The organism is Stenotrophomonas sp. 71799_Sma (assembly GCF_056482505.1).
The window spans coordinates 1,057,413-1,082,641 of sequence record NZ_CM151202.1; the positions used below are offsets into that span (position 1 = coordinate 1,057,413).

Here is a 25,229-nt window from a genome sequence, read left to right on the forward strand (position 1 = left end):
GAACATCCGATGGAAAACGGTGGCCTGATGTCCTATCTCGTCCTTGCCCGCAAGTGGCGTCCGAAGCGTTTTGCCGAGCTGGTGGGCCAGGAACACGTGGTCCGTGCGCTCAGCAACGCGCTGGACAGCGGCCGGGTCCACCATGCGTTCCTGTTCACCGGTACCCGCGGCGTGGGCAAGACCACCATCGCGCGCATCTTCGCCAAGTCGCTCAACTGCGAGCAGGGCACCAGCGCAGACCCATGCGGCCAGTGCGCGGCCTGCCTGGACATCGACGCCGGCCGCTACATCGACCTGCTGGAAATCGACGCCGCGTCCAACACCGGCGTGGATGACGTGCGCGAGGTGATCGAGAACGCGCAGTACATGCCCTCGCGTGGCAAGTACAAGGTCTACCTGATCGACGAAGTGCACATGCTGTCCAAGGCGGCGTTCAACGCGCTGCTGAAGACGCTGGAAGAACCGCCGGAACATGTGAAGTTCCTGCTGGCCACCACCGACCCGCAGAAGCTGCCGGTCACCGTGCTCAGCCGCTGCCTGCAGTTCAACCTCAAGCGCCTGGACGAGGACCAGATCCAGGGCCAGATGACCCGCATCCTGGCGGCTGAGGAAATCGAGGCCGACGGCAGCGCCATCGTGCAGCTGGCCAAGGCCGCCGACGGCAGCCTGCGTGACGGCCTATCGCTGCTGGACCAGGCGATCGCCTACGCCGGCGGCGCGCTGCGCGAGGACGTGGTGCGCACCATGCTGGGCACGGTCGACCGCACCCAGGTGGCAGCGATGCTCGATGCGCTGGCCGAAGGCGATGGTCCGCGCCTGTTGCAGGTGGTGGCTGCGCTGGCGGAGTTCTCGCCGGACTGGAGCGGCGTACTGGAAGCGCTTGCCGAAGGCCTGCATCGCATCCAGGTGCAGCAGCTGGTACCGGGTGCCGCAGCGGCTGCCGAAGGCCTGGATGCGACGGTGTTCGCCGAACGCCTGCGTCCGGAAGTGGTGCAGCTCTGGTATCAGATGGCCTTGAACGGCCGTCGTGACCTGCCGCTGGCGCCTAGCCCGCGCGCGGGCTTTGAAATGGCTGTGCTGCGCATGCTGGCGTTCCGCCCGGCCGCGGCGGTCCCGCCGGTGCCGAAGTCGGTGGACGGTGCAGGCAATGCGCCGGGTGGCAATGCTGCCGGTGGTGGCAGCGGTACGGGTACCCACGAAGCGACACCGGTTGCTGCCGCCACTTCGGCAAGCCCGGCCGTAGTAGCGCAGGTGGCCGCTCCGGCGCAGGCCGCGCCGCGCGAACCTGAACCCGAACCTGAGCCGGCCCCACGACCCGAACCGGACCCGACCCCGGAGCCCGAGCCGGTTCCGGTGGAAGAGCCCGTGTCACCGCCGCCGGTGAAGGCCGAAGCAGCGGCACCGGCATCCGTTGAAGCCGAAGCGGGCGACGACCTGCCCCCGTGGGCCACCGACGAAGCCGAGGCGCGTGACGAGGCGCTGGCGGCCGAGATGGCTGGGCCGGACGCTGCCATGGTGGCGCCCTGGCATGAACCGCCAGCTCCCGTCGCGGCTCCCAGCGAGCCTGCGCCGCTCGAGCGCCCGTTCCGCACTGAAGGCATTGCCATCGCGCCGGCCGAGCCGGCCCCGGCACGTGATGCCGTGCCGCAGGAAGGTGTCAGCGATCTGGCCAGCGCCGAGGATTGGCTGGATCTGGTCGCCAACAGTGGCCTGAGCGGCCCGTCGCGGCAGTTGGCCGCCAACGCCGCCTTCATCAGTTGCCAGCACGGGACCTTGAAACTGGGTCTTTCGCCCGGATTTGAATATCTGCGCTCGGAGCGCGCGCTGGCCGCCCTGGGCGAGATGCTGGAGAAGGCCCTCGGCCAGGCGCCGAAGATCGTGGTCGAGACCGTGGAAACCGAACACGTTCCGGCCGAGACCCTGCACCAGCGTGCCGATCGCCAGCGTGGCGAGCGGCAGCAGGTGGCAGAGGCTGTTTTCATGGACGATCCGGAAGTGCAGGTGCTGATCCAACAGCACGGCGCCCGGGTTGTTTCCGATTCCATCCGTTCTTTTGACGAGTAGGACACTATGCGCGGCAACATCGCCCAACTGATGCAGCAGGCCCAGAAGATGCAGGAAAACCTGCAGAAGGCCCAGGAAGAAATCGCCAAGATCGAAGTGACCGGCAGCGCCGGTGGCGGCATGGTCAGCGTGACCCTGACCGGCGCCAAGGAATGCCGCAAGGTGCGCATCGACCCGTCGCTGGCCAGCGACCCGGAGATGCTGGAAGACCTGATCGCCGCCGCCTTCAACGATGCCTCGAACAAGATCGATGCCGAGTCGAAGTCGAAGATGGGTTCGGCCACCGCCGGCATGCAGCTGCCGCCGGGCATGAAGCTGCCGTTCTGATTTTCAGCGTGGCACCCGTGTAACCGGGTGCCACGGATCCCGTAGAGTCGAACTTGCTCGACTGCTCCAACCTTCAGTCGAGCATGGCTCGACTCTACAAACAGCCGTCGAGCCTGCTCGACGCAATGAAAGCCTGCCGCCGTGTCCGCACTCCTGCTTGAACAATTGATCGACGCACTGCGGGTGCTGCCTGGCGTGGGCCAGAAGACGGCGCAGCGCATGGCCTACCACCTGCTCGAGCGCGAGCGCGAAGGTGGCCAGCGCCTGGCCGAAACCCTGGCGCTGGCGGTGGAGCGCATTGGCCACTGCTCGCAATGTCGCGACTTCAGCGAAACCGAGTTGTGCCCGACCTGTGCCAACAGCAGCCGCGAACGCAGCCAGCTGTGCGTGGTCGAATCGCCGGCCGACCGCCTGGCCATCGAAAACGCCACAGGTTTCCGCGGTGTCTACTTCGTGCTGCAGGGGCGGCTGTCGCCGCTCGATGGCATCGGCCCGCGCGAGCTGGGCCTGGAGCAATTGGAGCGGCGGCTGGCCGAAGGCGAGGTGCAGGAGCTGATCATCGCCACCAGCGCCACTGTGGAGGGGGAGGCCACCGCGCATTACCTGGCGCAGCTGGCGCGCGCACGCAAGGTGCAGCCCAGCCGCCTGGCGCAGGGCCTGCCGCTGGGCGGTGAACTGGAATACGTCGATCGTGGCACGCTGTCGCACGCGTTCGGGACCCGCAGCGAATTCCGCGATTGAGCAACGGCCGGCATGGCCGGGCGCGGGCGGCCTACAATGCGGACGACATACCCGCCGAGGCCGATCATGAGCAACGAAACCCTCTTCAGCAAGATCATCCGTCGCGAGATCCCGGCCACCATCGTCTACGAGGATGACGAGGTGCTGGGCTTCAAGGACATCGCACCGCAGGCGCCGGTGCACGTGCTGTTCATTCCGAAGAACGAGATCATTCCGACCCTGGATGACCTGCAGCCGTCGCAGGCGCACCTGATCGGCAAGCTGGCGCTGGCTGCCGCCGAGTACGCGCGCCGCGAGGGCTTTGCTCAGGACGGCTACCGCATCGTGATGAACTGCCGCGAGGATGCCGGGCAGACCGTGTTCCATATCCACATGCACCTGCTGGCCGGTGCGCCGCTGGGGCACTTCGGTACCCCGGGGCGTTGAAGCCCCTATCCACGCATGGCGTGGATCTACCGTATCCCGGCGTGGATGGAAAAGGCCGCCCGAGGGCGGCCTTTTCCGTCATGCCTGTGCGGTGATGATCACCACCAGCCCCAGCGACCATAGCCGCCCCAGTACGGGCCATACGGGCTCGGGCCCCACGGGCCATAGGGATAGGGCACCACGTCGACCTGACGCTGTTCCGGCCACAGGTAGATCACATCGGCCGACAGCTTCGGCAGGCGGTAGTCGTATTCGCCGATGCGGGTGTTCTGGTAGCCGTCGATCTTGCCGATGAAGGTCACGTCACGACCGGCTTCGAACACCGCCGGGTCGTAGAAGCCGGCACGGCAGGCGATGAAACGACCGTCGCTGGCATCGGACGAAGTGGTGTTCGGGCGGCCACTGCCATTGAGCGGGCGCGAGATGATCTGGAAGCAGGTCTCGCCCTGGCCGGGCTTGGTTTCGATGATGCGACCGCCCCAACGGACCGGCGTGCCGACCTGCTGGGTAGCGACTGAATCGCGAGGGGAGACCAGGCTGAACTGTCCCTGCAGCGGCTTGGGGGCCGTGGCGCAGGCCGACAGGGCCAGCGTGGCCACAGCGGTGAGAAGGAACTTGGTGTTCATGGGGAGGCTCCGGAAGTCGGGCGATGCCTGCGCAGGTCCCGCAATAATGAAGCGAGGTCGGTGCAAGTTCCAGCGTAACGCGCATCAGCGAAACGCTGGCTGAGCGCGAGCAGGGCCGGGTCAGGACGCTGCCGGTGTACGCGCTGTGCCCAGTCCTGGGCGGTTTCGTGCGGTTCACGGGCCAGGCCGAGGCGGGCGTAGCGCCGTCCGAGCCGGTGCCAGGCGCGCAGCAGAGGGTCGCGTTCGCGCTCGCCACGGGCCAGCAGCCAGGCCATCCACGCCAGCGCCAGCAGTGCGGCCACCACGAAGCCAGCGACCAGCTGCCCGGGGCCCAGATCGTCCAGCCCGAACGGCTTGAGCAGCTGTTGCTGGCGGCGCGCATCGAATGACAGCACCAGGTCGTTCCAGCCGCGGCGCAGCCAGTCGCCCAGCTGGCCCAGCTGCAGCCAACGCTGCTGCAGTGGCGTGTCCGTGCCGGCCTGCAGGCGGTCATCCAGTGTGTCCAGGATGCGTTCCGGTGCCACGGCTGCGGTCGGGTCGACCCGGACCCAGCCGCGCTGCGGCAGCCACACCTCGGCCCAGGCGTGGGCATCCATTCGCCGCACTACCCAGTAGTCGCCGATGCGGTTGCGGGTGCCGCCGGCGAAACCGGTCACCACCCGCGCCGGGACGCCGGCGTTGCGCATCAGCACCACGAAGGCCGAGCTGAAGTGTTCACAGAAGCCGGCCTTGTAGCCGAACAGGAACTCGTCGATCGGGTCGCGTCCCGCCGCAGGGGTGTCCAGCGTGTACGAGAAGTCGGTGGTGATCCACTGCAGCGCGCGGCGCACGATGGCCTCGTCATCGCTGCCAGCCTCCTGTCGCCATTGCTGCGCCAACGTGGCGGTGCGCGGGTTGAAGCCGGTCGGCAGCTGCAGCGTCGCGCGGCGCAGATAGGGCGACAGCGTGCTGTCGAAACGCAGTGGAGGGGCCGAATGCAACCGCCAGCGGCTGAGCGAGGCCAGCGGGCGTTCGCTGCTCAGGCTCATGTCCGCATCCAGCATGCTGCCTGCAGGCGCGCGGCTGGGCAGGTCCAGCGCCACCAGCTGGCGGCGGTCGGTCGGCTCGTAGTCGATCTGGTAATCCCAGCCCTGTGTACTTGCTTCAACCACCGCAGCAGGCCGCCGCGCGCTGGCGCGGTCGCGTGTCCAGCGCCGTCCATCGAAGGCGGTCAGTACAGGGCCGCGCCAGTAACGCTGCGCCGGCTCGGGTGGAATGCCGAAGAACTGCACGCGCAGCGCCGGGCTGTCGTCGGCCATCAGGTCCAACCACTGGCCGGGCTCCATGCTGTCGGACAACCCCGGCGTACCCACGGCGCGCTCGGGAACACCCCACAGTGGTGTGGCCAGGCGCGGGAACAGCCAGAAGCAGGCCAATGCCAGCGGCAGGCCGATCGCCAACAGGCGGCCGACACCATGCAGCTGCCCGCGCAGTGGCAGGCGGCCGGCATGACCTTCATCCTGGGCCAGGCGTTGCAGCGCGATCAGTGCGCTGCCCCCGGCCAGCGCGGCCAGCGCGGTTGTCAGCGGCCCCTGGTCGAGCAGGAATGCTGCAAAGGGCGAGAACAGCGCGAAGCCGAGCAGGCTGCGGGCATCACGCAGGCTGCGCAGCTCGCTGGACTTGATCGCCAGCATCGCGGCCAGCAGTGCGCAACCGGTATCGCGCCCGGGGCGCACCATGCCCATCTGCCAGACGATGGCGCCGAGCATGCCCAGCACCAGCAGCAGGCGTACCGGCATCGGCAACACTGTCCGCCACGACAGGGCGGCGGTGATGATCGCCGCCAGCGCGATCACACCAGCCAGCAGTGGCGGCAGCTGCAGCAGCAACGGCAACAAGGCCAGCGCCGCGCTGGCCAGGGTCCAGTTGCGGGCATTGCGGTCGAGCAGGGCGGGGGTCTCAGTCATGCGGCATCAGCGCCAGCGCGCGCAGGCACAGGTGATGGTGGCTGGCGCCCTGACCGGGCCCGAACGGCGGGTGTGCAGGCAGCAGCAGGGTGTAGCGGCGGCCCTCGCGCTCGGCCACATCCACCCAGCGCGCCAATCGAGCGATGCGTGCTTCATGGCCCAACGGCGCCAACGAGCGCCAGTCGAGGATCACTTCGATGCCGACCGGCTTTTCGTACTCGCGCACCAGCAGGCTGTCGCGGCGTGCCGAGTGCTTCCAGGAAATGCTGCGCGGCGCATCGCCGGCCCGGTAGGGGCGTAGCTGATGCAGTTCCTCGCCGCTGGCATGGGCGCGGGTGTGCAGCGGATCGCTGCCGCTCTCCGGCAGTGCAGGCGCCACGGCTTCGGCCAGCGGGTAGACCAGCAGCGGCTGTTCCGGCCACACCCACGACCACGCCCGCACCAGGCCCAGCGGCTGGGTGGTGGACAGTCGGATGCGCGGCAGTTCCAGCCAGCCACGGCGTTCGCTGGGAACGTCCAGTTCCACTTCGCCACGGCCGTGCGCAGGCAGCGAGGTCCAGGCGTTGCTGTCACCCAGCTGCAGATGCAGGCCGTGCCGCGCACGCGGGTCACGCAGTGAGAGGTCCACGCGCAGACGCAACGGTTGCCCGGCCGCTACCGGCTCGGCGGAGATCGCATCGATCTGCACGCCGGACAACTGGAGATGCGCGGCAATGGCACTGGCGATTGCTGCTGCCGCGAGCAGCAGGGCCAGCAGCAGCGCCGGGTTGTTGTTGTAGTTCAGTGCGCCCAGCAGCATGGCCGTCAGCAGGGTGGCAACGAACAGGCCGAAGCGGGTGGGCAGCACATAGATGCGATGGCGGTCCAGCCGCCTCGGCAAGGCTTCGGGCCTGCGTGGCCGAGCCAGCAGCTGCATGCGTGCCCAGCGTGTGGCCACGCTCAGTCCACCGCGACGGTCTGCAGGATCGCGCGCGCCAGTGCCGGACCCGAACTGGATTCGGCTTCCGCCACCAGTCGGTGACCGGCCACCGCCACGAACAGGGTCTGCACGTCTTCGGGCACCACATGGCCGCGCCCCAGCAGCAGGGCATGTGCCTTGGCCGCGCGCAGCAGCGCCAGGCCCGCACGTGGCGACAGGCCCACGCGCACACCGGCATGCTGGCGGCTGCGGGTCAGCAGCGCCTGCACATAGTCGATCAGCGCGTCGCTGGCATGCACCTGGTTCACTGCGTCGCGCAGCGCGCGCACCTGGGTGTCATCCAGTTTCGGTACGGCACGCGCGATCAGGTCGCGGCGATCGCTGCCGCGCAGCAGCTCGCGCTCGGCCTGCGCGCTGGGGTAACCCATCGCCAGCCGCAACAGGAAGCGGTCCAGCTGCGAATCCGGCAGCGGGAACGTGCCGGACAGATCCACCGGGTTCTGCGTAGCGATCACGAAGAAAGGATCGGGCAGGGCATGGGTCTGTCCATCCAGGGTGACCTGTTGCTCGGCCATCGCTTCCAGCAACGCGCTCTGCGTGCGCGGTGGTGCGCGGTTGATCTCGTCGGCCAGCAGTACGTGGGTGAACACCGGGCCGGGGTGGAACTGGAACTGACGGCTGCCGGCTTCATACACCGACACGCCCAGCACATCGGCGGGCAACAGATCGGAGGTGAACTGCACGCGCTGGAAGCTGAGGCCGAGGCTGCTGGCCAGCGCATGCGCCAGCGTGGTCTTGCCCAGGCCGGGCAGATCTTCAATCAGCAGGTGACCGCCGGACAGCAATGCGACGAACGCCAGCCTGACTTCCGGCACCTTGCCCAGTACCAGTGCGTTCACCTGATCCTGTGCCTCCCGCAGGGCCTGACGCAATTGATCGGTTAGCATGCTGGGGTTGGGGGACGAAGCTGGCATGATCGTCTCAGATCTGGAATCCACTCGATTATCCATAGAGCAATGCAAGGCGAACAGCGCGCACGGACGATATTTCTCTGGTTATGGACGCTGGTCACAGCGGCCAAGCTGATCGTTGCCGCGCGCTTGCCGCTGTTCGTCGACGAAGCGTTCTATTGGCAGGAAGGCCAGCATCTGGCCGCGGCCTATTCGGATCTGCCCGGGTTGACCGCCTGGCTGGCCCGCCTGGGCGTGGAGCTCGGCGGTCATCACGTGCTTGCGCTGCGCCTGCCGTTCCTGGCCATCGGTGCGCTGTTGCCGCTGCTGGTGGTGCGCACGGCCACGCGCTGGTTCGGCAATGTGGCGGGTTGGCAGGCGGGCAGCCTCACGCTGTTGATGCCGTTGTCGGCGACGCTGGGCCTGCTGGCGGTACCCGACGTGCCGATGGCGCTGGCGGCGGTGATCTGCCTGCACGCCGGTGCGCGCCTGCTGCACAACGTGGATGCCTCTTCGGCGATGAAGCTGGCGCTGGGCCTGCTGATCGGTGCACTCAGCCACTACCGTTTCATCGGTGTCATCGGCGTCGGTTTCATCGCGCTGCTGGCATTGCCGCAGGGGCGGCGCATGCTGGCCGATCCGCGCGTGTGGGTCGCACTGGCGGTGGGCGTGCTGGCATGGCTGCCACTGCTGGCGTGGAATGCGGACAACCACGATGCCGGTCTGAAATTCCAGGTGGTCGAGCGTCATCCCTGGGCCTTTGAATGGGGCGGGCTGTGGTTCCTGGTGATCCAGCCGATGCTGGTGACGCCGATCCTGTGCATGGCGATGTGGAAGGTGGCGCTGGCAGGAACCCGGAGCGGTGGCGGTGCGCGCGTGCAGTGGCGCTATTTCGGCCTGGTGGGCGGCGTATCCACGCTGGGCATTTTCGTGCTTGGCTTCTTCACTGACGTCGAGCGGATCAGTTTCCATTGGCCGCTGCCGGGCTACCTCGCACTGCTGGTGGCGGTGCCGGTAGTGCTCAACGGCTGGCCGCGCTGGCTGCGCCGCACCGGCTGGTGGCTGGCAGGCGCGGGCATGGTGCTGGCGTTCGGCTACTACCTGATGGCATCCACGCCGGCACTGCGCGAGCAGATGGCCGGCAGCAAGTACTACCCGCGCAATTTCGCTGGCTGGCAACCACTGGCCGTAGCGGTCCATGAAGAGCTGCGGCAGATGCCGGAAGGGACGCGCGTGCTGGCCGGCAACTTCAAGGTTGGCGCCGAGCTGGGCTTCCAGCTGGGCAATGGCAACATCGAGGTGCTGCCGCATCCGCTCAATGACAAGCATGGCCGCACCGCGCAGCTGGCACAGTGGGGCCTGCTGCATGAGGGCGAGCGCACGGCGCCGATGCTGCTGGTGCTGTCACCCAGTGACCAGCGCTATCGCGAACTGCTGGAGCGCTATCACGCCATCTGCGATCAGGTGGGGCCGATGCCGGCGCCGCGCGTGGTCAGCAGTGATCACGGGTTCCAGCGCTTCCTGTTGTTCCGCCTGCCGGTGCAGCGCGCGGAAGGGCCGTGCGTGACGCCGGCGATGGCGTGGCTGGATGCACCGTCCAATGGCGAGAAGGTGTCCGGCACGTTCGCGATCAAGGGCTGGGCGTTCAAGGATGGCGTCGGCCTGGCACGTGTCGAAGTGCTGGTCGATGGCCGTTCCATCGGTGACGCCCGCTATGGGCGTGTGTTCGACGTGCGCCCCGTGTGGCCGGACAGCACCGATCCGCAGCACCCGGCGGTGGGCTTCGACGCATCGCTGGATACCACCACGCTGGCGCCGGGCAGGCATTGGCTGGGCCTGCGCCTGCATGGCAACGATGGCAGCGTGGAAGAGTGGCAGGAGCAGCCGTTCGAAGTTCGTTGAGTCCTGCTTTTGTAGAGTCGAGCCATGCTCGACTGCTTCTCCAAAGACAGTCGAGCATGGCTCGACTCTACAAAAAGGGCAGCCGAGCATGGGCTCGGCTCTACAGGTTGGCGGAAGCCCTCAGGGCACCGCGTATCCCGCCCTGCGCAGCAATCCGCATACCGCAATCAGCGGCAGGCCGACCAGCGCGGTCGGGTCGCGGTTGTCGATGGCGTCGAACAGGCTGATGCCCAAGCCCTCGCATTTGAAGCTGCCGGCGCAGTCCAGTGGCTGCTCGGTGGTCACGTAGCGGGCGATCTCGTCCGGTTCCAGTGCGCGGAAGCAGACTTCGGTCAGATCGACGGCCGTGAATGATTCTCCATCACGGCTGAGACAGACGGCGGTGTGGAAGCGCACGGTCTGCCCGGACATCGCTGCCAGCTGCGCACAGGCGGCCTCGACCGTACCGGGCTTGCCCAGCGGCTGGCTGTTCAGGTCCGCGACCTGGTCCGAGCCGATTACCCAGGCGCCCGGATGGCGGGCAGCCACCTCGGCGGCCTTGGCCGCAGCCAGGCGCGTGGCCAGAGCCCGCGGCGCTTCGCCATTCAACGGGGTTTCATCCACCTCCGGGCGCGCGCAGTCGAAGGCAAGGCCCAATCGCTGCAGCAGCTCGCGGCGGTAGCGGGAGGTGGAGGCCAGGACCAGTGACATGCGAGAATACCGGGGCAGGGCGCGGCAGTCTGGCGTGTCCGCAGCGCCAGCGGCAAGTCCTGTATGGCGGGCATTTGACAGCCGCCGCCCCGATCCTTAGTATTCAGCGGCTTATGTCCGCGAACGTGCCCGAAACGCTGGATGCCTGGCGGATGGTTGTAGCGCGAAGGCGCTTCGACGGTCAGGTGTCCCTGGCTGAATTGACCCGCCTGCAGGGGTTGGTCGCAGATACCGACGGTGAGTGCAATTACTCGCTTGAATTCGGTCGCGACGACGTCTTGCGGGTATCCTATGTGGAATTGACCATCGACACCGCGTTGCCGCTGACCTGTCAGCGCAGCATGCAGCGATTCCTGTTGCCGGTGAAGATGACCCAGAGGCTTGGCCTGATCCGCGACGAGGACGAGGAATCGTCCCTGCCGGAGGAGTACGAGGCGTTGCTGGTGCCGGAAGACGGCCAGCTGCGTCCGCTGGACCTGGTCGAGGACGAGCTGGTGCTGGCGGTGCCTGTGGTGCCGCTGTCGCCCGACGGTGAAGCAGTCGACAAGGACTGGGCGCCGAGCGAAGAAGAAACAAAGCAGGCCAACCCGTTCGCGGCGTTGGCGGCACTGAAGAAACAATAGCAGCCGGATTGTCGTCGGCGGCTGCGGCGAAAGCGAAAGTGTGCTGGGCGCTGGCGTCCTGCGCGACGATACGACGAAGCAAAACGAACCGAGTTTGGAGCAATCCCATGGCTGTGCAGAAATCCCGTGTCACCCCGTCCCGCCGCGGCATGCGTCGTGCGCATGACGCCCTGAGCGCCAAGCAGCTGTCGACCGACCCGACCACCGGCGAAGTGCACCTGCGTCACCACATCACTGCCGATGGTTTCTACCGCGGCAAGAAGGTCATCCAGACCAAGACCTCGGCCGTCGAAGAAGATTGATGTGCCGGGAAGGCCGCTGCCCCCGGGCAGCGGCCTTTGCCTTCTTTCCCGGGTGTGCCGGTGATCGGCGGCCCGCGCAACAGGAAACATGATGAGCAAGCGGATCTACTCGAGGATCGCGGGCACCGGTAGCTATTTGCCGGAAAAAGTCCTGACCAACGCCGACCTGGAAAAAATGGTCGAAACCTCGGATGAGTGGATCCAGTCGCGCACCGGCATTCGTGAGCGGCACATCGCGGCCGAAGGCGAAACCACCAGCGACCTTGGCTACAACGCCGCCCTGCGCGCGCTTGAAGCCGCAGGCATCGACGCCTCGCAGCTCGACATGATCGTGGTCGGCACGACCACCCCTGATCTCATTTTCCCGTCCACCGCGTGCCTGATCCAGGCAAAGCTCGGTGTGGCCGGGTGCCCCGCCTTCGACGTCAACGCCGCCTGCTCGGGCTTCGTGTTCGCGTTGGGCGTGGCCGACAAGTTCATCCGCTCCGGCGACTGCAGGCACGTGCTGGTGATCGGCACCGAAACGCTGACCCGCATGGTCGACTGGAACGATCGCACCACCTGCGTGCTGTTCGGCGATGGCGCCGGTGCTGTCGTGCTCAAGGCGGACGAAGACACCGGCATCCTCAGCACCCACCTGCATGCCGATGGCAGCAAGAAGGAGCTGCTGTGGAACCCGGTTGGCGTTTCGACCGGCTTCAAGGACGGCGCCAATGGCGGCGGCACCATCAACATGAAGGGCAACGACGTGTTCAAGTACGCCGTCAAGGCGCTGGACTCGGTCGTGGACGAGACTCTGGCTGCCAACGGCCTGGACAAGTCCGACCTGGATTGGCTGATTCCGCACCAGGCCAACCTGCGCATCATCGAAGCCACCGCCAAGCGCCTGGACATGTCGATGGACCAGGTCGTGGTCACCGTCGACAAGCACGGCAATACCTCGTCCGGCTCGGTGCCGCTGGCGCTGGACGCCGCCGTGCGCTCGGGCAAGGTCGAACGTGGCCAGCTGCTGCTGCTGGAAGCCTTCGGCGGCGGCTTCACGTGGGGTTCGGCTCTGCTGCGCTATTGATAGTGCAAGTTACGACAACGTGAAGCTTTGTCGTTGCGGCCCCTCTGGGGCCGTAACGCGTTTAAGGAGGACCTGTCATGGTTGAGCCCATCGTCATCGAAGGGCAACGTGCCTGGCTGAAGCAGTACGGCAAGGGAAGCCGCGCGCTGGCCCTTGGCCTGCTCAATTTTGTTGCCCGTCGTTTTCATCTGGATGCCCTGCGCCCGCCGCCGCACCGTGGTGGTGACGCCGCGCGCGAAACCGAAGCCCGTCGCCTTGCAGAACTGCAGGCGCAGGGCGTGAACGTGCCCGATGTGCTGGGCACCGGCCATGCTGCGCTGGTGATCGGCGACAACGGCAGTTCGTTCAATACCTGCCTGCGCGAAGCCGACGAGGCCGGTCGCGACCGCCTGGTGATGGCGGCCATGCTGGCCATTGCCGCAGCGCATGCGCGCGGCGCCTATTTCGGCCAGCCGTTGCCGCGCAATCTCACCTGGGATGGCGAGAGGGTCGGTTTCATCGACTTCGAGGAAGATCCGCTGGAAGTGATGGATCTGTCCGAAGCGCAGGCCCGCGACTGGCTGATGTTCGGCTATGGCGTGGCCAAGTACTACGCCGACCGCCCCGAGCACCTGCAGGCGATGATGGCCGAGGCGATGGGCGATGCGCAGGCGCCGGTGCGCGAGCACGTGCACGCGGTCACTGGCCGCCTGCGCAGCCTGGCCCGGGTCTGCATGAAGCTGGGCCGCTCGGCGCGCGCGCTGGCCCACTCCATCTTCATCGCCCATGGCGCCAGCACCGCTGGCGTGCTGATGCTGGTGGGCCTGTGCGTGGATTTCCTCGCCGACGGCGATCTGGACGTCCTGCAGCTGTTCTGCTGACTGTGCGTCCGTCGGGCCATGCCCGGCGGCGTTCCGCGGCTGGCCCACCATACGCGTGCATACGCGCACGTACAGACGACACGGCATGTTCCCCCTTATCATGGCCCGCTTCGATTGCAACAAGCGGATGACCGCGTGACCGTATCCACCCTCGCTTTTGTCTTCCCCGGCCAGGGCTCGCAGTCTGTGGGCATGGTGGCCGAGCTGGCTGAACTGCACCCGCAGGTGCGTGAAGCCTTCACCGAGGCATCCGATGGTGCCGGCGTGGACCTGTGGGCGCTGTCCCAGGGTGGCCCGGAGGAAATGCTCAACCGCACCGAATACACCCAGCCGGCCCTGCTGGCCGGAAGCATCGGCGTGTGGCGCGCCTGGAACGCCGTGGGCGGTCCGCGCCCGTCGGTGCTGGCCGGTCACAGCCTGGGCGAGTACACCGCCCTGGTTGCCGCTGGCGCGCTGAGCCTGCATGACGGTGCGCACCTGGTGCGCCTGCGCGGCCAGCTGATGCAGGAAGCCGCACCGGCCGGCGTCGGTGCCATGGCCGCCGTGCTCGGCGCCGAAGACCAGCTGGTGCTGGACGTCTGCGCCGAAGCCGCAGGCAGCCAGGTGGTGGTGCCGGCCAACTTCAATTCGCCGGGCCAGATCGTGATCGGTGGCGACGCCGACGCGGTCGACCGTGCGCTGGCGCTGCTGGCCGAGAAGGGCGTGCGCAAGGCGGTCAAGCTGGCCGTGAGCGTGCCCTCGCACACCCCGTTGATGCGCGAAGCCGCCAACCGCCTGGCCGAAGTGATGGCCGGCCTGGCCTGGCAGGCGCCGCAGCTGCCGGTGGTGCAGAACGTCGACGCCAAGGTGCATGACGGCATTGACGCGATCCGTACCGCGCTGGTCCAGCAGCTGTACCAGCCGGTGCAGTGGACCGGGTGCGTGCAGGCGCTGGCTGGCCGTGGCGTCACCCGGATCGCCGAGTGCGGCCCGGGCAAGGTGCTGACCGGTCTGGTCAAGCGTATCGACAAGGCCATCGACGGCCGTTCGCTGGCCACGCCAGGCGACTTCGAAGCCGCCCGCGAGGCATGGTCGGCCTGATCCCCCTTGTTCCTGCCGACCGTACCGGTGGCCGCTGCAAGCGGTACGGGAACGGCGGCCGTCCCAGCCTGAGGAAAACATCATGAGCAAGCCCCTGCAGGGTGAAATCGCACTGGTCACCGGCGCCAGCCGTGGCATTGGTGCCGCCATCGCCGATCTGCTGGCCGCCCAGGGCGCCACCGTCATCGGCACCGCCACCACCGAATCCGGCGCCGCCGCGATCGGTGAGCGCTTGGCCGCCCACGGTGGCCACGGCCGCGCGCTGAACGTCACCGACGCAGCTGCGCTGGACAGTGTGCTCGATGGCATCGCCAAGGAATTCGGCCCGATCTCGATCCTGGTGAACAATGCCGGCATCACCCGCGACAACCTGCTGATGCGCATGAAGGACGAGGACTGGGCGTCGATCATCGACACCAACCTGACCAGCGTGTTCCGCACCAGCAAGGCGGTGATGCGCGGCATGATGAAGGCGCGCAAGGGCCGCATCATCAACATCGCATCGGTGGTGGGCGTGACCGGCAATGCCGGCCAGGCCAACTACGCTGCCGCCAAGGCCGGCATCATCGGCTTCAGCAAGTCGCTGGCCAAGGAAATCGGTTCGCGCGGTGTCACCGTCAATGTTGTCGCACCCGGCTTCATCGACACCGACATGACCAAGGCGTTGCCGGAAGAAGCGCGTACCGCGCTGATCAACGACATCGCCCTCGAACGCCTGGGTTCGCCGGAAGACATCGCCCATGCGGTGGCCTTCCTGGCCGGCCCGGCTGCCGGTTACATCACCGGCGAAACCCTCCATGTGAACGGTGGCATGTACATGCCGTAAGCAAGGGGCGCAGGGATTGCGCCGCAAGTGGTTGATCTGCGGAGGTTTTTGCTGCGATGCAAGGCCGCGCCGGTTTCCACTACACTATCCCACGGCCATCGCCTTTGATGGCGACCACTTTTGAACCACAACTCCATCTGGAGCGAGATCCCATGAGCACCATCGAAGAACGCGTCAAGAAAATCGTCGTCGAACAGCTTGGCGTCAAGGAAGAAGAAGTCACCAACAGCGCATCGTTCGTCGATGACCTGGGCGCTGACTCGCTGGACACCGTCGAGCTGGTGATGGCCCTGGAAGAAGAATTCGAGTGCGAGATCCCGGACGAAGAAGCCGAGAAGATCAGCACCGTGCAGGCCGCCATCGACTACATCAAGGCCCACGTCAAGGCCTGATGTCAGACGGCAGTGCGCGCGCGGGCTCACGCTCGCCGCGCACCGCACCCCATGGGGCCGCTGTTGCGGCCCCGTGTGTTTGAGCATCACACCGAAGCAAACCGAGTTGCCCGTTGAAATCATCCGGGCCAGGAGAATCAGCAATGAAGCGTCGCGTCGTCGTAACCGGCCTGGGTATCGTCTCGCCGTTGGGCAATGATCTGGCCAGCAGCTGGGAAGGCATCACCCAGGGTCGTTCGGGCATCGGTCCGCTGACCAACGTTTCTGATGCCTATCTGGATCGGTTCACCACCAAGATTGCAGGTGAGGTCAAGGGATTCGACATCACCGCCGACAATGAACTGTTCGGCAAGTTCCGGGTCAGCGGCAAGGATGCCAAGAAGATGGACCCGTTCATCCATTACGGCCTCGGTGCCTCGTTCATGGCCCTGCACGACTCGGGCCTGGAAATCACCGACGCCAATGCCGAGCGCATCGGCGCCATCGTCGGTGCCGGCATCGGCGGCCTGCTCGGCATCGAAGAGCAGACCATCGAGTTCCACGAGGGCAAGAAGATCTCGCCCTTCTACGTGCCCAAGACCATCATCAACATGCTGCCGGGCCAGCTGAGCATCATCACCGGCCTGAAGGGCCCGTCGTTCTCGGCGGTGTCTGCGTGCGCGACCTCGAACCATTCGATCGGCACCGCCATGCGCATGATCCAGTACGGCGATGCCGACGTGATGGTGGTCGGTGGTGCCGAGCGTGGCTCGTCGCCGACCGCACTGGGCGGCTTCTGCGCGATGAAGGCCATGAGCACCCGCAACGACGCCCCGGAACAGGCCTCGCGCCCGTGGGACAAGGACCGTGACGGCTTCGTGCTGGGCGACGGCGCCGGCATCCTGATCCTGGAAGAGTATGAGCACGCCAAGGCACGTGGCGCGAAGATCTACTGCGAACTGGCCGGCTTCGGTGCCAGCTCCGACGCGTACCACATGACCGCACCGAGCGAGAACGGCGAAGGCGCCGCGCGCTGCATGGTCATGGCCATGAAGGACGCCGGCGTGACCCCGGAACAGGTGGGCTACCTCAACGCGCACGGCACCTCCACGCCGCTGGGCGACCTGGGCGAGACCATGGCGATGAAGACCGCCTTCGGCGACCACGCCTACAAGATGATGGTCAGCTCCACCAAGTCGATGACCGGCCACCTGCTGGGTGCCGCCGGCGGCGTGGAAGCGATCTTCTCGGTGATGGCGCTGCAGGACAACGTCATCCCGCCGACCATCAACCTGCAGCAGCCGGGCGAAGGCTGCGACCTGGACTACGTGCCCAATGAAGCACGCCAGGCCAAGGTCGACGTGGTGATGTCCAATGGCTTTGGCTTCGGCGGCACCAACGGCACGCTGATCTTCAAGCGCGTCTGACCGACGTTGTAGAGTCGAGCTTGCTCGACTCCGCCCTTGTGTAGAGTCGAGCCATGCTCGACTGAACGTGCAACACAGTCGAGCAAGCTCGACTCTACGCACGAGGAGGCCGCCGCAAGGCGGCTTCCGTGCATCTGAATCCCCGAACTGGCCGCCATGACCCACGCACCGCTGATCCACCCGCTGCCGCACCCGATCGATCTGCTGGCCCTGCAGCAGCACGACCCGGCACGCTTCCCGCTGCTGATGGAATCCACCGCCTCGGGCACCGCCCAGGGCCGCTGGAGCCTGCTGCTGGCGGCGCAGGGCGATAGCCTGCGGCTGGATGCCGATGGCCAGGTGCGCGACCAGCACGACGCGGTGCAGGCCGGCAGCTTCCTGCAGGTGCTCGACCGCGCCTGGCAGCAGGAACGCCTGCCGCATGACGGCAGCCACAGCCTGCCGTTCCGCGGCGGTTGGGCGTTGATGCTGGACTACGAAGTGGCCAGCCAGATAGAACCGGTGCTGCCGGCGCGCGCACGCGAGGACGGCCGCCCGACCGCGCTGGCGCTGCGCTGCCCGGCCGCGGTGCTGCACGACCACCACAACGAGGCCAGCTTCGTCATCGCCGAAGCCGGTGAGCAGGCGTTGCTGGATGCGCTGGTGGCACTGGCCTCGGCCGTGCTGCCCGAAGCCGGGCAGGGCTGGCAGCCGCCGCAGTCGGTGGGCGAGGATGCGCCGCAGCGCTTCACCGACGGTGTGCGCCGGGTGATCGAGTACCTGCGTGCCGGCGATGTGTTCCAGGTGAACCTGTCGCGGCGCTGGAGCGCGCAGTTCGCCGCGCCGGTCAGTCCGCAGGCGCTGTACGCGCAGCTGCGCCGTGCCAACCCGGCACCGTTCGCCGGCCTGTTCAGCGCGCACGGCCGCCATGTGGTCAGTTCCTCGCCGGAACGGCTGGTGTCGGTGCATGCCGGCCACGCGCAGACCCGCCCGATTGCCGGCACGCGTCCGCGCTTCGAGGGGGATGATGATGCCGCGCGCATCCAGGAGCTGGTCGGTCACCCCAAGGAGCGTGCCGAGCACGTGATGCTGATCGACCTGGAACGCAACGACCTGGGCCGCATCTGCCTGCCCGGCACCGTGGTGGTCGATGAGCTGATGACCGTGGAGAGCTACGCGCACGTGCATCACATCGTCAGCAACGTCAGCGGCCATCTGCGCCCGGAGGTCACCCCCGGCGAGGTGATCGCCGCCACCTTCCCCGGCGGCACCATCACCGGCTGCCCGAAGGTGCGCTGCATGCAGATCATCAGCGAGCTGGAGCAGGTGCCGCGTGGTGCCTACACCGGCGCGTTCGGCTGGCTGAACCGCGATGGCGACCTGGACCTGAACATCCTGATCCGCACCGCCGAAGTGGATGGCCACGAGGTGAGCTTCCGCACCGGCGCCGGCATCGTGGTCGACTCGGACCCGGACAAGGAACTGGACGAGACCTGCGCCAAGGCCCGCGGCCTGCTACGCGCGCTGGGCCAGCAGGGGTAGGCGTATTCCGGTAGTGCCGGCCGCTGGCCGGCAACCTCATGCACCCATGATCCGCGCGATTGCCGGCCAGCGGCCGGCACTACCGGTACCGGTGGGTGCCATTGTTCGGGTGGGTGCCGACCGTCGGTCGGCACAGGCGCATGCCCCCGGTCATGACCCCAATCCACCGGCACGGTATCCTGCACGACGGAATCGAGTTCAGAGGTAGTCCATGGCGGGAGCCAAGCGCGGGTGTCTGTTCGTGGTAACGCTGGTGGTGGTGCTGGCCGCCGTCGTGGCCGGCGCGGGCGCGTGGTTCTTCTACCAGCAGACCCGGTTCGCCGACGCTCCGATTACCCCGTCCGCCGAAAGCGTGGTCATCGCCAGTGGCGACGGCATGAACACGGTGCTGCGCAAGCTGCGCGACGCCGGCGTGGACGAGGGCCAGGACGCGCAGTGGCAGCTGCTGGCGCGCCAGCTCGATGCGGCCGGCAAACTGAAGGTGGGTGAGTACGCGCTCAGCAACGACCTGACCCCGCGTGATCTGCTGCTGCGCATGCGCGCCGGCAAGGTGCTGCAGCACCGCGTCACGATCATTGAAGGCTGGAACATCCGCCAGTTGCGTGCCGCGCTCAAGCGCGCCGAGCCGCTGCTGCACACCACCGACAACCTCGATGACGCCGCGTTGATGCAGCGCCTCGGCTTCGGTGGCCAGCATCCGGAAGGCCGCTTCCTGCCGGAGACCTACGTCTACCAGCGTGGCGACAGCGATCTGGATGTGCTCAAGCGTGCTCACGCCGCAATGCAGGACGCACTGGATGAAGCCTGGGAAAGCCGTGCGCCGGACCTGCCGATCAACACGCCCTACGAACTGCTGACGATGGCCTCGATCATCGAGAAGGAAACCGCGCTGGCCAGCGAGCGCCCGCAGATCGCCGGCGTGTTCATGCGCCGCCTGAAGATCGGCATGCGCCTGCAGACCGACCCGACCGTGATCTACGGCATCGGTGCTGCGTATGACGGCAACATCCGCCGCCGCGACCTGACCACCGATACGCCCTACAACACCTATACCCGCGCCGGCCTGACCCCGACCCCGATCGCCATGCCCAGCCGCGATGCGCTGATGGCGGCCGCGCAACCCGCAGCGGGCGACGCGCTGTACTTCGTCGCCGTGGGCGATGGCAGTGGCGCGCACGTGTTCTCGCCCAGCCTGGACCAGCACAATGCCGCAGTGGCCCGCTACCTGCAGCAGCTGCGCCAGCAACGTACCAAGGAGACCCCGGCGCAATGAGTCCCGCGCTGCTTCGCCACCCGCGTTTCGTCAGCCTGGAAGGCGGCGAGGGCGCAGGCAAGACCACCGCCATCAATGCCATCCGTGACTGCCTGCGCAGCCACGGTCATGAGGTGGTGCTGACCCGCGAGCCGGGTGGTACGCCGCTGGCCGAGCGCATCCGTGGCCTGGTGCTGAAACCCGATGCCGAGATTGCTGCCGAACCGCTCAGCGCCGAAGCCGAGCTGCTGCTGGTGTTCGCTGCACGTGCGCAGCATGTGCGCCAGGTGATACAGCCGGCACTGCAGCGCGGCGCCTATGTGCTGAGCGATCGCTTCACCGATTCCAGCTATGCCTACCAGGGCGGTGGCCGTGGCCTCGACCCGCAGTGGATTGCCGATCTGGAACGACGCGCGGTGGGCCTGCTGCCGGGCCTGACCCTGCTGCTGGACGTGGACGTGGCAGTAGGCCGCGCACGCGCCAATGGCCGCGACCTGTGGCCAGACCGCATCGAGAGCGAACAGGATGATTTCTTCCAGCGCGTGCGCGAAGTGTTCCGCAGCCGCGCGCAGCAGGACCCGCAGCGCTTCGCGCTGATCGACGCCGGCCAGGTGCAGGCGCGTGTAGCGGCCGATGTGGTCGCGCAGGTCGAGCGCTGGCTGCAGGACGGGGAGGGCGCATGAGCACATTCTCGCCGTGGCAGCAGCGCGCGTTCGACCAGACCGTGGCAGCGCTCGATGCCGACCGCCTTGGTCATGGCCTGCTGATCTGCGGCCCGGCCGGACTGGGCAAGCGCGAGGTGGCGTTGGCGCTGGCCGACCACGTGCTGGCGCGCGGCGATGCCGCGCATGCCATGCGCACGCGCCAGCTGATCGCCGCCGGCACCCATCCTGACCTGCAGCTGGTCAGCTTCATTCCGAACAAGAGCGGCGACAAGCTGCGCACCGAGATCGTCATCGAGCAGGTGCGCGAGATCACCGACAAGCTGGCGCTGACCCCGCAGTACGGCGTGGCGCAGGTGGTGATCGTCGACCCGGCCGATGCGATCAACCGCTCGGCGGCCAACGCGCTGCTGAAGACGCTGGAAGAGCCGCAGCCCGGCCGCTATCTGTGGTTGATCAGCAGCGACCCGGCACGCCTGCCGCAGACCATCCGCAGCCGGTGCCAGCGCCTGGAATTCAAGTTGCCGCCGCAGCACGAAGCGCTGGCCTGGCTGCAGCAGCAGGGCCACAGCGAAGCATCGGCACGCGAAGCGCTGGACGCGGCGCGCGGCCACCCCGGCCAGGCCGACAACTGGCTGCGCGAAGATGGCCTGAGCCTGCGCCGCGAAGTGGGCCGCGAGCTGGAACAGCTGGCCGCCGGCAAGACCGGCGCGGTGGAGCTGGCGCAGAAGTGGTGCGCCGATGACAACGCGGCGCTGCGCCTGCGCTTTGCCGCCGACCTGGCGCTGGCCCAGGCCAGCACCGATGCCTTGACCACGCCGGAGCGATTGCACAAGCTTGCAGCCTGGTTCGATGCGGCCAACCGCACCCGCGACCTGCTGCGCACCACGGTGCGTGCAGACCTTGCGGTGGTCGAGTTGCTGCTGGCCTGGAACAAGGTGAACGAGCGGCCTGCCGCAAGGGGAAATCGATGAGTGCCAGCAACGCCCGCCAGGGCATCCTGTCCCTGGCCGTGAAGGACAAAGCCGCGCTGTACAGCGCGTACATGCCGTTCGTGAAGAACGGTGGCATCTTCGTGCCCACGCCCAAGCGCTACTTCCTGGGCGACGAGGTGTTCCTGCTGCTGACCCTGCCCGATTCCAGCGAACGCCTGCCGGTGGCCGGCAAGGTGATCTGGGTGACCCCGGCCGGTGCGCAGGGCAACCGTACCGCCGGCATCGGCGTGCAGCTGGCCGATGGCGCCGAAGGCGAGGGCGTGCGCCACAAGATCGAGACCCTGCTGGCCGGCCTGACCAGCTCGGACAAGCCGACCCACACGATGTGATTGCGGTAGCGCCGGGCCATGCTCGGCTGCATGCCCTGAAACGTTGTGAACCCGTTGTTCTGTAGAGTCGAGCCACGCTCGGCTGCGCACCCCGAAAACGCCTGTGAACACGAATGTGAAAAAGTGTTGACGGCCTCTGAAAAGCCCCTATAATGAGCGGCTCAGCAACACACCGGGCGGTTAGCTCAGCGGTAGAGCATTGCCTTCACACGGCAAGGGTCACAGGTTCGATCCCTGTACCGCCCACCATGAATAGAAAAGCCTTACCGTGGGCTTTTGCGAAAGCTAAAAAGCCAGCTCACTAGCTGGCTTTTTTGTTGGGTTTGGCTGCGCAGGATGCTTCAAAGTCTTAACTCACAGGTGTGCCTTGAAGAAGACTCGTCAATGGAAGGCAATCCGCCGCTTGAGGCGGTTAGAAGCTAGGAGGGCTAGGGAGTCTATCGCTGAGCGCCGATTGGCAATCAACGAGAGTCATCGTTCGCGCGGCCTTGAAGAGCTCGATTTCGTCGCGAAAGACCAGCTTGTAGCGCCGCAAAAGTTCAGTCTCAAAGATGATGATCAGCATCGTCGACTGATAGATTTCCTTCAGCAGTTGCGAACTGCCGTCGGAAGCGGCGGACCAGTCCGAGTTGATTTTCGTAAGACGGAGATGATGTACTCGGATGGAACACTGCTGTTCTTCTCCGAACTTAGCAGGCTCAAGGAGATGTTCCCGCAGGTACGTCTTTCTTGCATCCCATCCAAGATCAATCGTGTGAACCAGGTGCTACAGCACCTCCGCATCTTTGAGCTATTCGGTTACGAGAGCGCAGTAGTACCTTCCCGGCCGGACGTTGTAGCTTGGCGAACGATTTCGTCTGCTGTCTACGATTCCGACGCGGTGGGGGAGCTCATTGAAAAGTATGGTTCGTTGAAAGAACGGTCCTGGTACTTGTTCCGGAGTGCCACTGAAGCAATGGGCAATGCTGTAAGGCACGCATATCTTGAGGATCGGAGGGATGGTCTACCCGAACCGACAAGCAAGAAATGGTGGATGTTTGTCCGCGAAGCTGAAGGTGAGCTAACTGTTGCTCTCTGTGATCTCGGGATTGGGATCCCTCGGTCGCTTCCCATCAAGTACCCGACGGAGCTCATTCACACTGCCTTGGCTACAGTTGCTGGCGTACTACGAGCGTCTACACGTGTTGGTAAGGCTGACGCAAATATGATCTTAGCCGCAATGGAGATAAACAGAACACGTACTGGCGTCGCCGGGCGTGGAAAGGGGCTTACTGATCTGCGTAGGATCGTGGACGAAGTTTCTGGAGGCAGTCTGGTTCTTATTAGTAATCGCGGTAGGATTGTATATTCAAATGGAGTTTTTTCAAAACGCGGGTTCGAGCGTTCTATTAAGGGAACGCTTGTGCATTGGACAATTCCTTTGAGTTAACTGGTGGCGAAAAGTGAGCGGCTTAACTGTGATAAATATTGGCAAGGACTACAGTCGATTCCCGGCTGGGAGGTACTTGGATGACGGGAACTCTAATGGTCAGAGATTTAGAGATGAATTTCTTATACCTGCGCTAGTGGCAGGGAGAAAACTGCGGGTTCTGTTCGATGACGCGCTGGGGTATGGCTCGTCTTTTTTGGAAGAGGCTTTCGGTGGTTTGGTAAGGGCTGGTTACAATCAGAAAAGACTGGAGTCAGATCTTGAGCTTGTGACTTCAGATGAATCTATGAAGCTTGAGATTAGGCAGTATATTTCAGATGCCCAGCGCGAGCTGGGATCAGCCAAGTAGCGATTGACGGTCTGAAGGAGGGCATCAATGGAAGATGTAAGTTTGTCTTCCGCCGTTTGGGAGGCGATTAAGATCTTTCTTACGTCATCGCTAGTTGTTCTTGGATGGATGGTTGTCAGCGATCAGCAGGAGGCTCGAGAACTTGCGAAAAGCAGGTACACGAGACTCTACGCCATTCGAGATGAGCTAAGGAAAATTGAGAGTTCTGCCATCGAATACCATACAACTAAATTTGATCTCGCAAAGGCCAGGTCTCTTACCAAATCTATCAAGACCATTTCTGATGAATTGGCGTATTTGAGGGAGTGTGGATGTATCGCTTTCTCTACCAGTCAGGATGTATTTGATTTAAGGCGTTCAATCACTCTAAATAATTGTGACTCCGAATCTTCATATGTTGCGCAAGATTTGGATTCAAAAGTGATTGTTGAAATTGAGGCGGCTGTTGCCAGTATTGATCGCCAGATTCTGAAGGCTGCTCAGTCGGTTGCAACTACTCCCCGTACATTGAGGGAGTCAATATCAGCGACATGGAAGCGTCGAATTTGATTTTGGTGTTAAAAGTGCACCGAAAAATATCATTGCTAATTGGTTGTATTTAATATTCACTTTGTTTCCGGTCGGTATAATGGCTGGATCTTCTGTGTGTTGAAGGTTCTGGCGTTTCACATTTTGTTTCTATTTTTATTAAATTGCGCCCGAATTCCATGACATTTTAGGTGGCGGGATTCTGGGTTCAATTAGTTGCGCGACGTCATTTCCGTACTGTCGTGAATTGCGAGGCCCCTATTGGCCTGCGCCGCCAGCGCGAGGGGACGGCCAACCTCGACATTGCTGCAAGCATTCGCGTGCGCCTTATGCAGAATGCAATTTGGTTAACTGAATCCGATAGGTGCTCCGAGAGGTGCATTTCTTTGGGCGTCCATTGCGGTCCCATGCGTTCCCTGCGCGATTGTAGCGGGACTGCGTCCGAGCCGGTCAGGTGTGGTCCTCTGCCAGACAATGATGCGCCTCGCGAACCAGTTGTCGTGCGGCCACGATCAGTCCGTCGATATGGAACGCGCCCAACTGTTCGTCCGGGCCGCCTTCGTTGCGCGCATGGTCGGCGGCCTGCAGCAGATCGAGCAATGCGCCGAGCCCAGATAGCGAGCGGCGCAACGAAGCGTGATTGCTGGCGCCGAGGGTGAGGCTGATGCACGGCTGTCCGTCATCACCGTCGGCCTGATTGATCGCATTGAGACGGGCGAAGAAAGTGGGCAGCTGCGCGGACAAATTCTGCGCGTTCAGGGCGCACTCGATCTCGCGTGCGAGGTCTCCCGGCACATCGGCGGCGACGTCGCCGATCAAGGTGTGCAGGCGGGGATGGATGGCGGTGCGGTTGGTCATGGCGAAACCCTCACTGGCGTAGGGCCACCTTCCGGAGTGAAGGTGGCGGACGGTGCGGGTTGGCGTACCAAGGCAAACAAGCTTCAAGGGAGAAGAACGCCTGGCGGATCTTGCGATCCCCACGCACCGCCCGCCAATGAGGGCAGTCGATGCATTC

General features: G+C 65.3%; 27 protein-coding genes and 1 tRNA gene. 22 read left to right on the forward strand and 6 right to left on the reverse strand.

The features are described from left to right. Window positions 1–9: 9 nt before the first annotated feature. The 4 genes from dnaX to ACZK4Z_RS04945 all read left to right on the forward strand — a co-directional run bounded on the left by dnaX (window position 10) and on the right by ACZK4Z_RS04945 (window position 3,558). A complete protein-coding gene (gene dnaX / locus ACZK4Z_RS04930; RefSeq protein WP_125894625.1) occupies window positions 10–2,064 on the forward strand; it encodes a DNA polymerase III subunit gamma/tau in 2,055 nt (684 codons plus the stop codon). Between the two features lie 6 nt (window positions 2,065–2,070). Continuing rightward, entirely contained in the window at window positions 2,071–2,391 is a 321-nt protein-coding gene (locus tag ACZK4Z_RS04935; RefSeq protein WP_004154630.1) for a YbaB/EbfC family nucleoid-associated protein, read from the forward strand. 141 nt (window positions 2,392–2,532) lie between these two features. Next, on the forward strand, window positions 2,533–3,132 hold the full coding sequence (gene recR, locus ACZK4Z_RS04940) for a recombination mediator RecR (RefSeq protein ID WP_125894621.1): 600 nt from the start codon (window positions 2,533–2,535) through the stop codon (window positions 3,130–3,132). A 66-nt stretch (window positions 3,133–3,198) separates the two neighbouring features. After that, window positions 3,199–3,558 (forward strand): histidine triad nucleotide-binding protein, encoded by a 360-nt coding sequence (locus ACZK4Z_RS04945; RefSeq protein ID WP_014646179.1) that lies wholly within the window; start codon window positions 3,199–3,201, stop codon window positions 3,556–3,558. A gap of 98 nt (window positions 3,559–3,656) precedes the next feature. On the opposite strand, the gene ACZK4Z_RS04950 is transcribed toward ACZK4Z_RS04945, so the two are convergent. From ACZK4Z_RS04950 to ACZK4Z_RS04965, 4 genes are read right to left on the reverse strand one after another with little or no spacing between them, the layout of a single operon-like run. After that, window positions 3,657–4,184, reverse strand: a complete 528-nt coding sequence (locus ACZK4Z_RS04950) for a Slp family lipoprotein (protein ID WP_032127773.1) — start codon at window positions 4,182–4,184, stop codon at window positions 3,657–3,659. Continuing rightward, a complete protein-coding gene (locus ACZK4Z_RS04955; RefSeq protein WP_125894619.1) occupies window positions 4,181–6,130 on the reverse strand; it encodes a transglutaminase TgpA family protein in 1,950 nt (649 codons plus the stop codon). Before ACZK4Z_RS04955 ends, ACZK4Z_RS04950 begins: the two co-directional genes overlap by 4 nt. Continuing rightward, window positions 6,123–7,046, reverse strand: coding sequence for a DUF58 domain-containing protein (locus ACZK4Z_RS04960; RefSeq protein WP_185749964.1), 924 nt, complete (start codon window positions 7,044–7,046; stop codon window positions 6,123–6,125). The genes ACZK4Z_RS04955 and ACZK4Z_RS04960 overlap by 8 nt, the downstream gene beginning before the upstream one ends. Before the next feature lie 23 nt (window positions 7,047–7,069). Then, entirely contained in the window at window positions 7,070–8,023 is a 954-nt protein-coding gene (locus ACZK4Z_RS04965) for an AAA family ATPase (protein ID WP_032127770.1), read from the reverse strand. 42 nt (window positions 8,024–8,065) lie between these two features. Between ACZK4Z_RS04965 and ACZK4Z_RS04970 the strand changes: the two genes are divergently transcribed. Next, entirely contained in the window at window positions 8,066–9,901 is a 1,836-nt protein-coding gene (locus tag ACZK4Z_RS04970) for a glycosyltransferase family 39 protein (RefSeq protein ID WP_125894615.1), read from the forward strand. Between the two features lie 120 nt (window positions 9,902–10,021). Here the strand turns inward: ACZK4Z_RS04970 and ACZK4Z_RS04975 are convergent, their stop codons facing one another. After that, window positions 10,022–10,591: a Maf family protein gene (locus ACZK4Z_RS04975; protein ID WP_125895272.1), complete on the reverse strand. Its 570-nt coding sequence runs from the start codon at window positions 10,589–10,591 to the stop codon at window positions 10,022–10,024. A gap of 113 nt (window positions 10,592–10,704) precedes the next feature. Here ACZK4Z_RS04975 and ACZK4Z_RS04980 point away from each other — a divergent pair, with 113 nt between their 5' ends. The 17 genes from ACZK4Z_RS04980 to ACZK4Z_RS05060 all read left to right on the forward strand — a co-directional run bounded on the left by ACZK4Z_RS04980 (window position 10,705) and on the right by ACZK4Z_RS05060 (window position 24,235). After that, window positions 10,705–11,214: a YceD family protein gene (locus tag ACZK4Z_RS04980; RefSeq protein WP_032127767.1), complete on the forward strand. Its 510-nt coding sequence runs from the start codon at window positions 10,705–10,707 to the stop codon at window positions 11,212–11,214. Window positions 11,215–11,321: 107 nt separating this feature from the next. Then, entirely contained in the window at window positions 11,322–11,516 is a 195-nt protein-coding gene (gene rpmF, locus ACZK4Z_RS04985; RefSeq protein WP_004154640.1) for a 50S ribosomal protein L32, read from the forward strand. A gap of 91 nt (window positions 11,517–11,607) precedes the next feature. After that, the gene (locus ACZK4Z_RS04990; RefSeq protein ID WP_032127766.1) at window positions 11,608–12,585 is read left to right on the forward strand and encodes a beta-ketoacyl-ACP synthase III; all 978 of its coding nucleotides are present in this window, start codon (window positions 11,608–11,610) and stop codon (window positions 12,583–12,585) included. A 77-nt stretch (window positions 12,586–12,662) separates the two neighbouring features. After that, window positions 12,663–13,445 (forward strand): BUD32 family EKC/KEOPS complex subunit, encoded by a 783-nt coding sequence (locus ACZK4Z_RS04995; protein ID WP_125895270.1) that lies wholly within the window; start codon window positions 12,663–12,665, stop codon window positions 13,443–13,445. A gap of 135 nt (window positions 13,446–13,580) precedes the next feature. Beyond that, a complete protein-coding gene (fabD, locus tag ACZK4Z_RS05000) occupies window positions 13,581–14,525 on the forward strand; it encodes an ACP S-malonyltransferase (RefSeq protein ID WP_125895268.1) in 945 nt (314 codons plus the stop codon). Window positions 14,526–14,607: 82 nt separating this feature from the next. Then, window positions 14,608–15,351, forward strand: coding sequence for a 3-oxoacyl-ACP reductase FabG (fabG, locus tag ACZK4Z_RS05005; RefSeq protein ID WP_004146899.1), 744 nt, complete (start codon window positions 14,608–14,610; stop codon window positions 15,349–15,351). Between the two features lie 152 nt (window positions 15,352–15,503). Further along, window positions 15,504–15,743 carry an acyl carrier protein gene (gene acpP / locus ACZK4Z_RS05010; RefSeq protein WP_005415509.1) on the forward strand — a complete coding sequence of 80 codons (240 nt, stop codon included), beginning with the start codon at window positions 15,504–15,506 and terminating at the stop codon, window positions 15,741–15,743. 143 nt (window positions 15,744–15,886) lie between these two features. Further along, window positions 15,887–17,149, forward strand: coding sequence for a beta-ketoacyl-ACP synthase II (fabF, locus tag ACZK4Z_RS05015; RefSeq protein ID WP_049463472.1), 1,263 nt, complete (start codon window positions 15,887–15,889; stop codon window positions 17,147–17,149). 156 nt (window positions 17,150–17,305) lie between these two features. After that, window positions 17,306–18,670 (forward strand): aminodeoxychorismate synthase component I, encoded by a 1,365-nt coding sequence (locus ACZK4Z_RS05020; RefSeq protein ID WP_125895266.1) that lies wholly within the window; start codon window positions 17,306–17,308, stop codon window positions 18,668–18,670. A 211-nt stretch (window positions 18,671–18,881) separates the two neighbouring features. After that, window positions 18,882–19,943 carry an endolytic transglycosylase MltG gene (mltG, locus tag ACZK4Z_RS05025; RefSeq protein WP_317217318.1) on the forward strand — a complete coding sequence of 354 codons (1,062 nt, stop codon included), beginning with the start codon at window positions 18,882–18,884 and terminating at the stop codon, window positions 19,941–19,943. Next, on the forward strand, window positions 19,940–20,605 hold the full coding sequence (tmk, locus tag ACZK4Z_RS05030) for a dTMP kinase (RefSeq protein ID WP_049400648.1): 666 nt from the start codon (window positions 19,940–19,942) through the stop codon (window positions 20,603–20,605). Before mltG ends, tmk begins: the two co-directional genes overlap by 4 nt. Further along, window positions 20,602–21,558, forward strand: a complete 957-nt coding sequence (locus tag ACZK4Z_RS05035) for a DNA polymerase III subunit delta' (protein ID WP_125895262.1) — start codon at window positions 20,602–20,604, stop codon at window positions 21,556–21,558. The genes tmk and ACZK4Z_RS05035 overlap by 4 nt, the downstream gene beginning before the upstream one ends. Further along, a complete protein-coding gene (locus ACZK4Z_RS05040; RefSeq protein ID WP_004146965.1) occupies window positions 21,555–21,908 on the forward strand; it encodes a PilZ domain-containing protein in 354 nt (117 codons plus the stop codon). Before ACZK4Z_RS05035 ends, ACZK4Z_RS05040 begins: the two co-directional genes overlap by 4 nt. Window positions 21,909–22,082: 174 nt before the next feature. Continuing rightward, window positions 22,083–22,157: transfer RNA gene (locus ACZK4Z_RS05045), tRNA-Val, on the forward strand. Between the two features lie 205 nt (window positions 22,158–22,362). Beyond that, entirely contained in the window at window positions 22,363–23,337 is a 975-nt protein-coding gene (locus tag ACZK4Z_RS05050; RefSeq protein WP_125895259.1) for a hypothetical protein, read from the forward strand. Between the two features lie 136 nt (window positions 23,338–23,473). After that, window positions 23,474–23,686, forward strand: coding sequence for an STAS-like domain-containing protein (locus ACZK4Z_RS05055; protein ID WP_425520563.1), 213 nt, complete (start codon window positions 23,474–23,476; stop codon window positions 23,684–23,686). A 27-nt stretch (window positions 23,687–23,713) separates the two neighbouring features. Continuing rightward, complete coding sequence (locus ACZK4Z_RS05060) at window positions 23,714–24,235, forward strand: hypothetical protein (RefSeq protein WP_125895257.1); 522 nt, start codon at window positions 23,714–23,716, stop codon at window positions 24,233–24,235. A gap of 429 nt (window positions 24,236–24,664) precedes the next feature. On the opposite strand, the gene ACZK4Z_RS05065 is transcribed toward ACZK4Z_RS05060, so the two are convergent. After that, the gene (locus ACZK4Z_RS05065) at window positions 24,665–25,072 is read right to left on the reverse strand and encodes a hypothetical protein (RefSeq protein ID WP_125895255.1); all 408 of its coding nucleotides are present in this window, start codon (window positions 25,070–25,072) and stop codon (window positions 24,665–24,667) included. Between the last annotated feature and the right edge of the window lie 157 nt (window positions 25,073–25,229).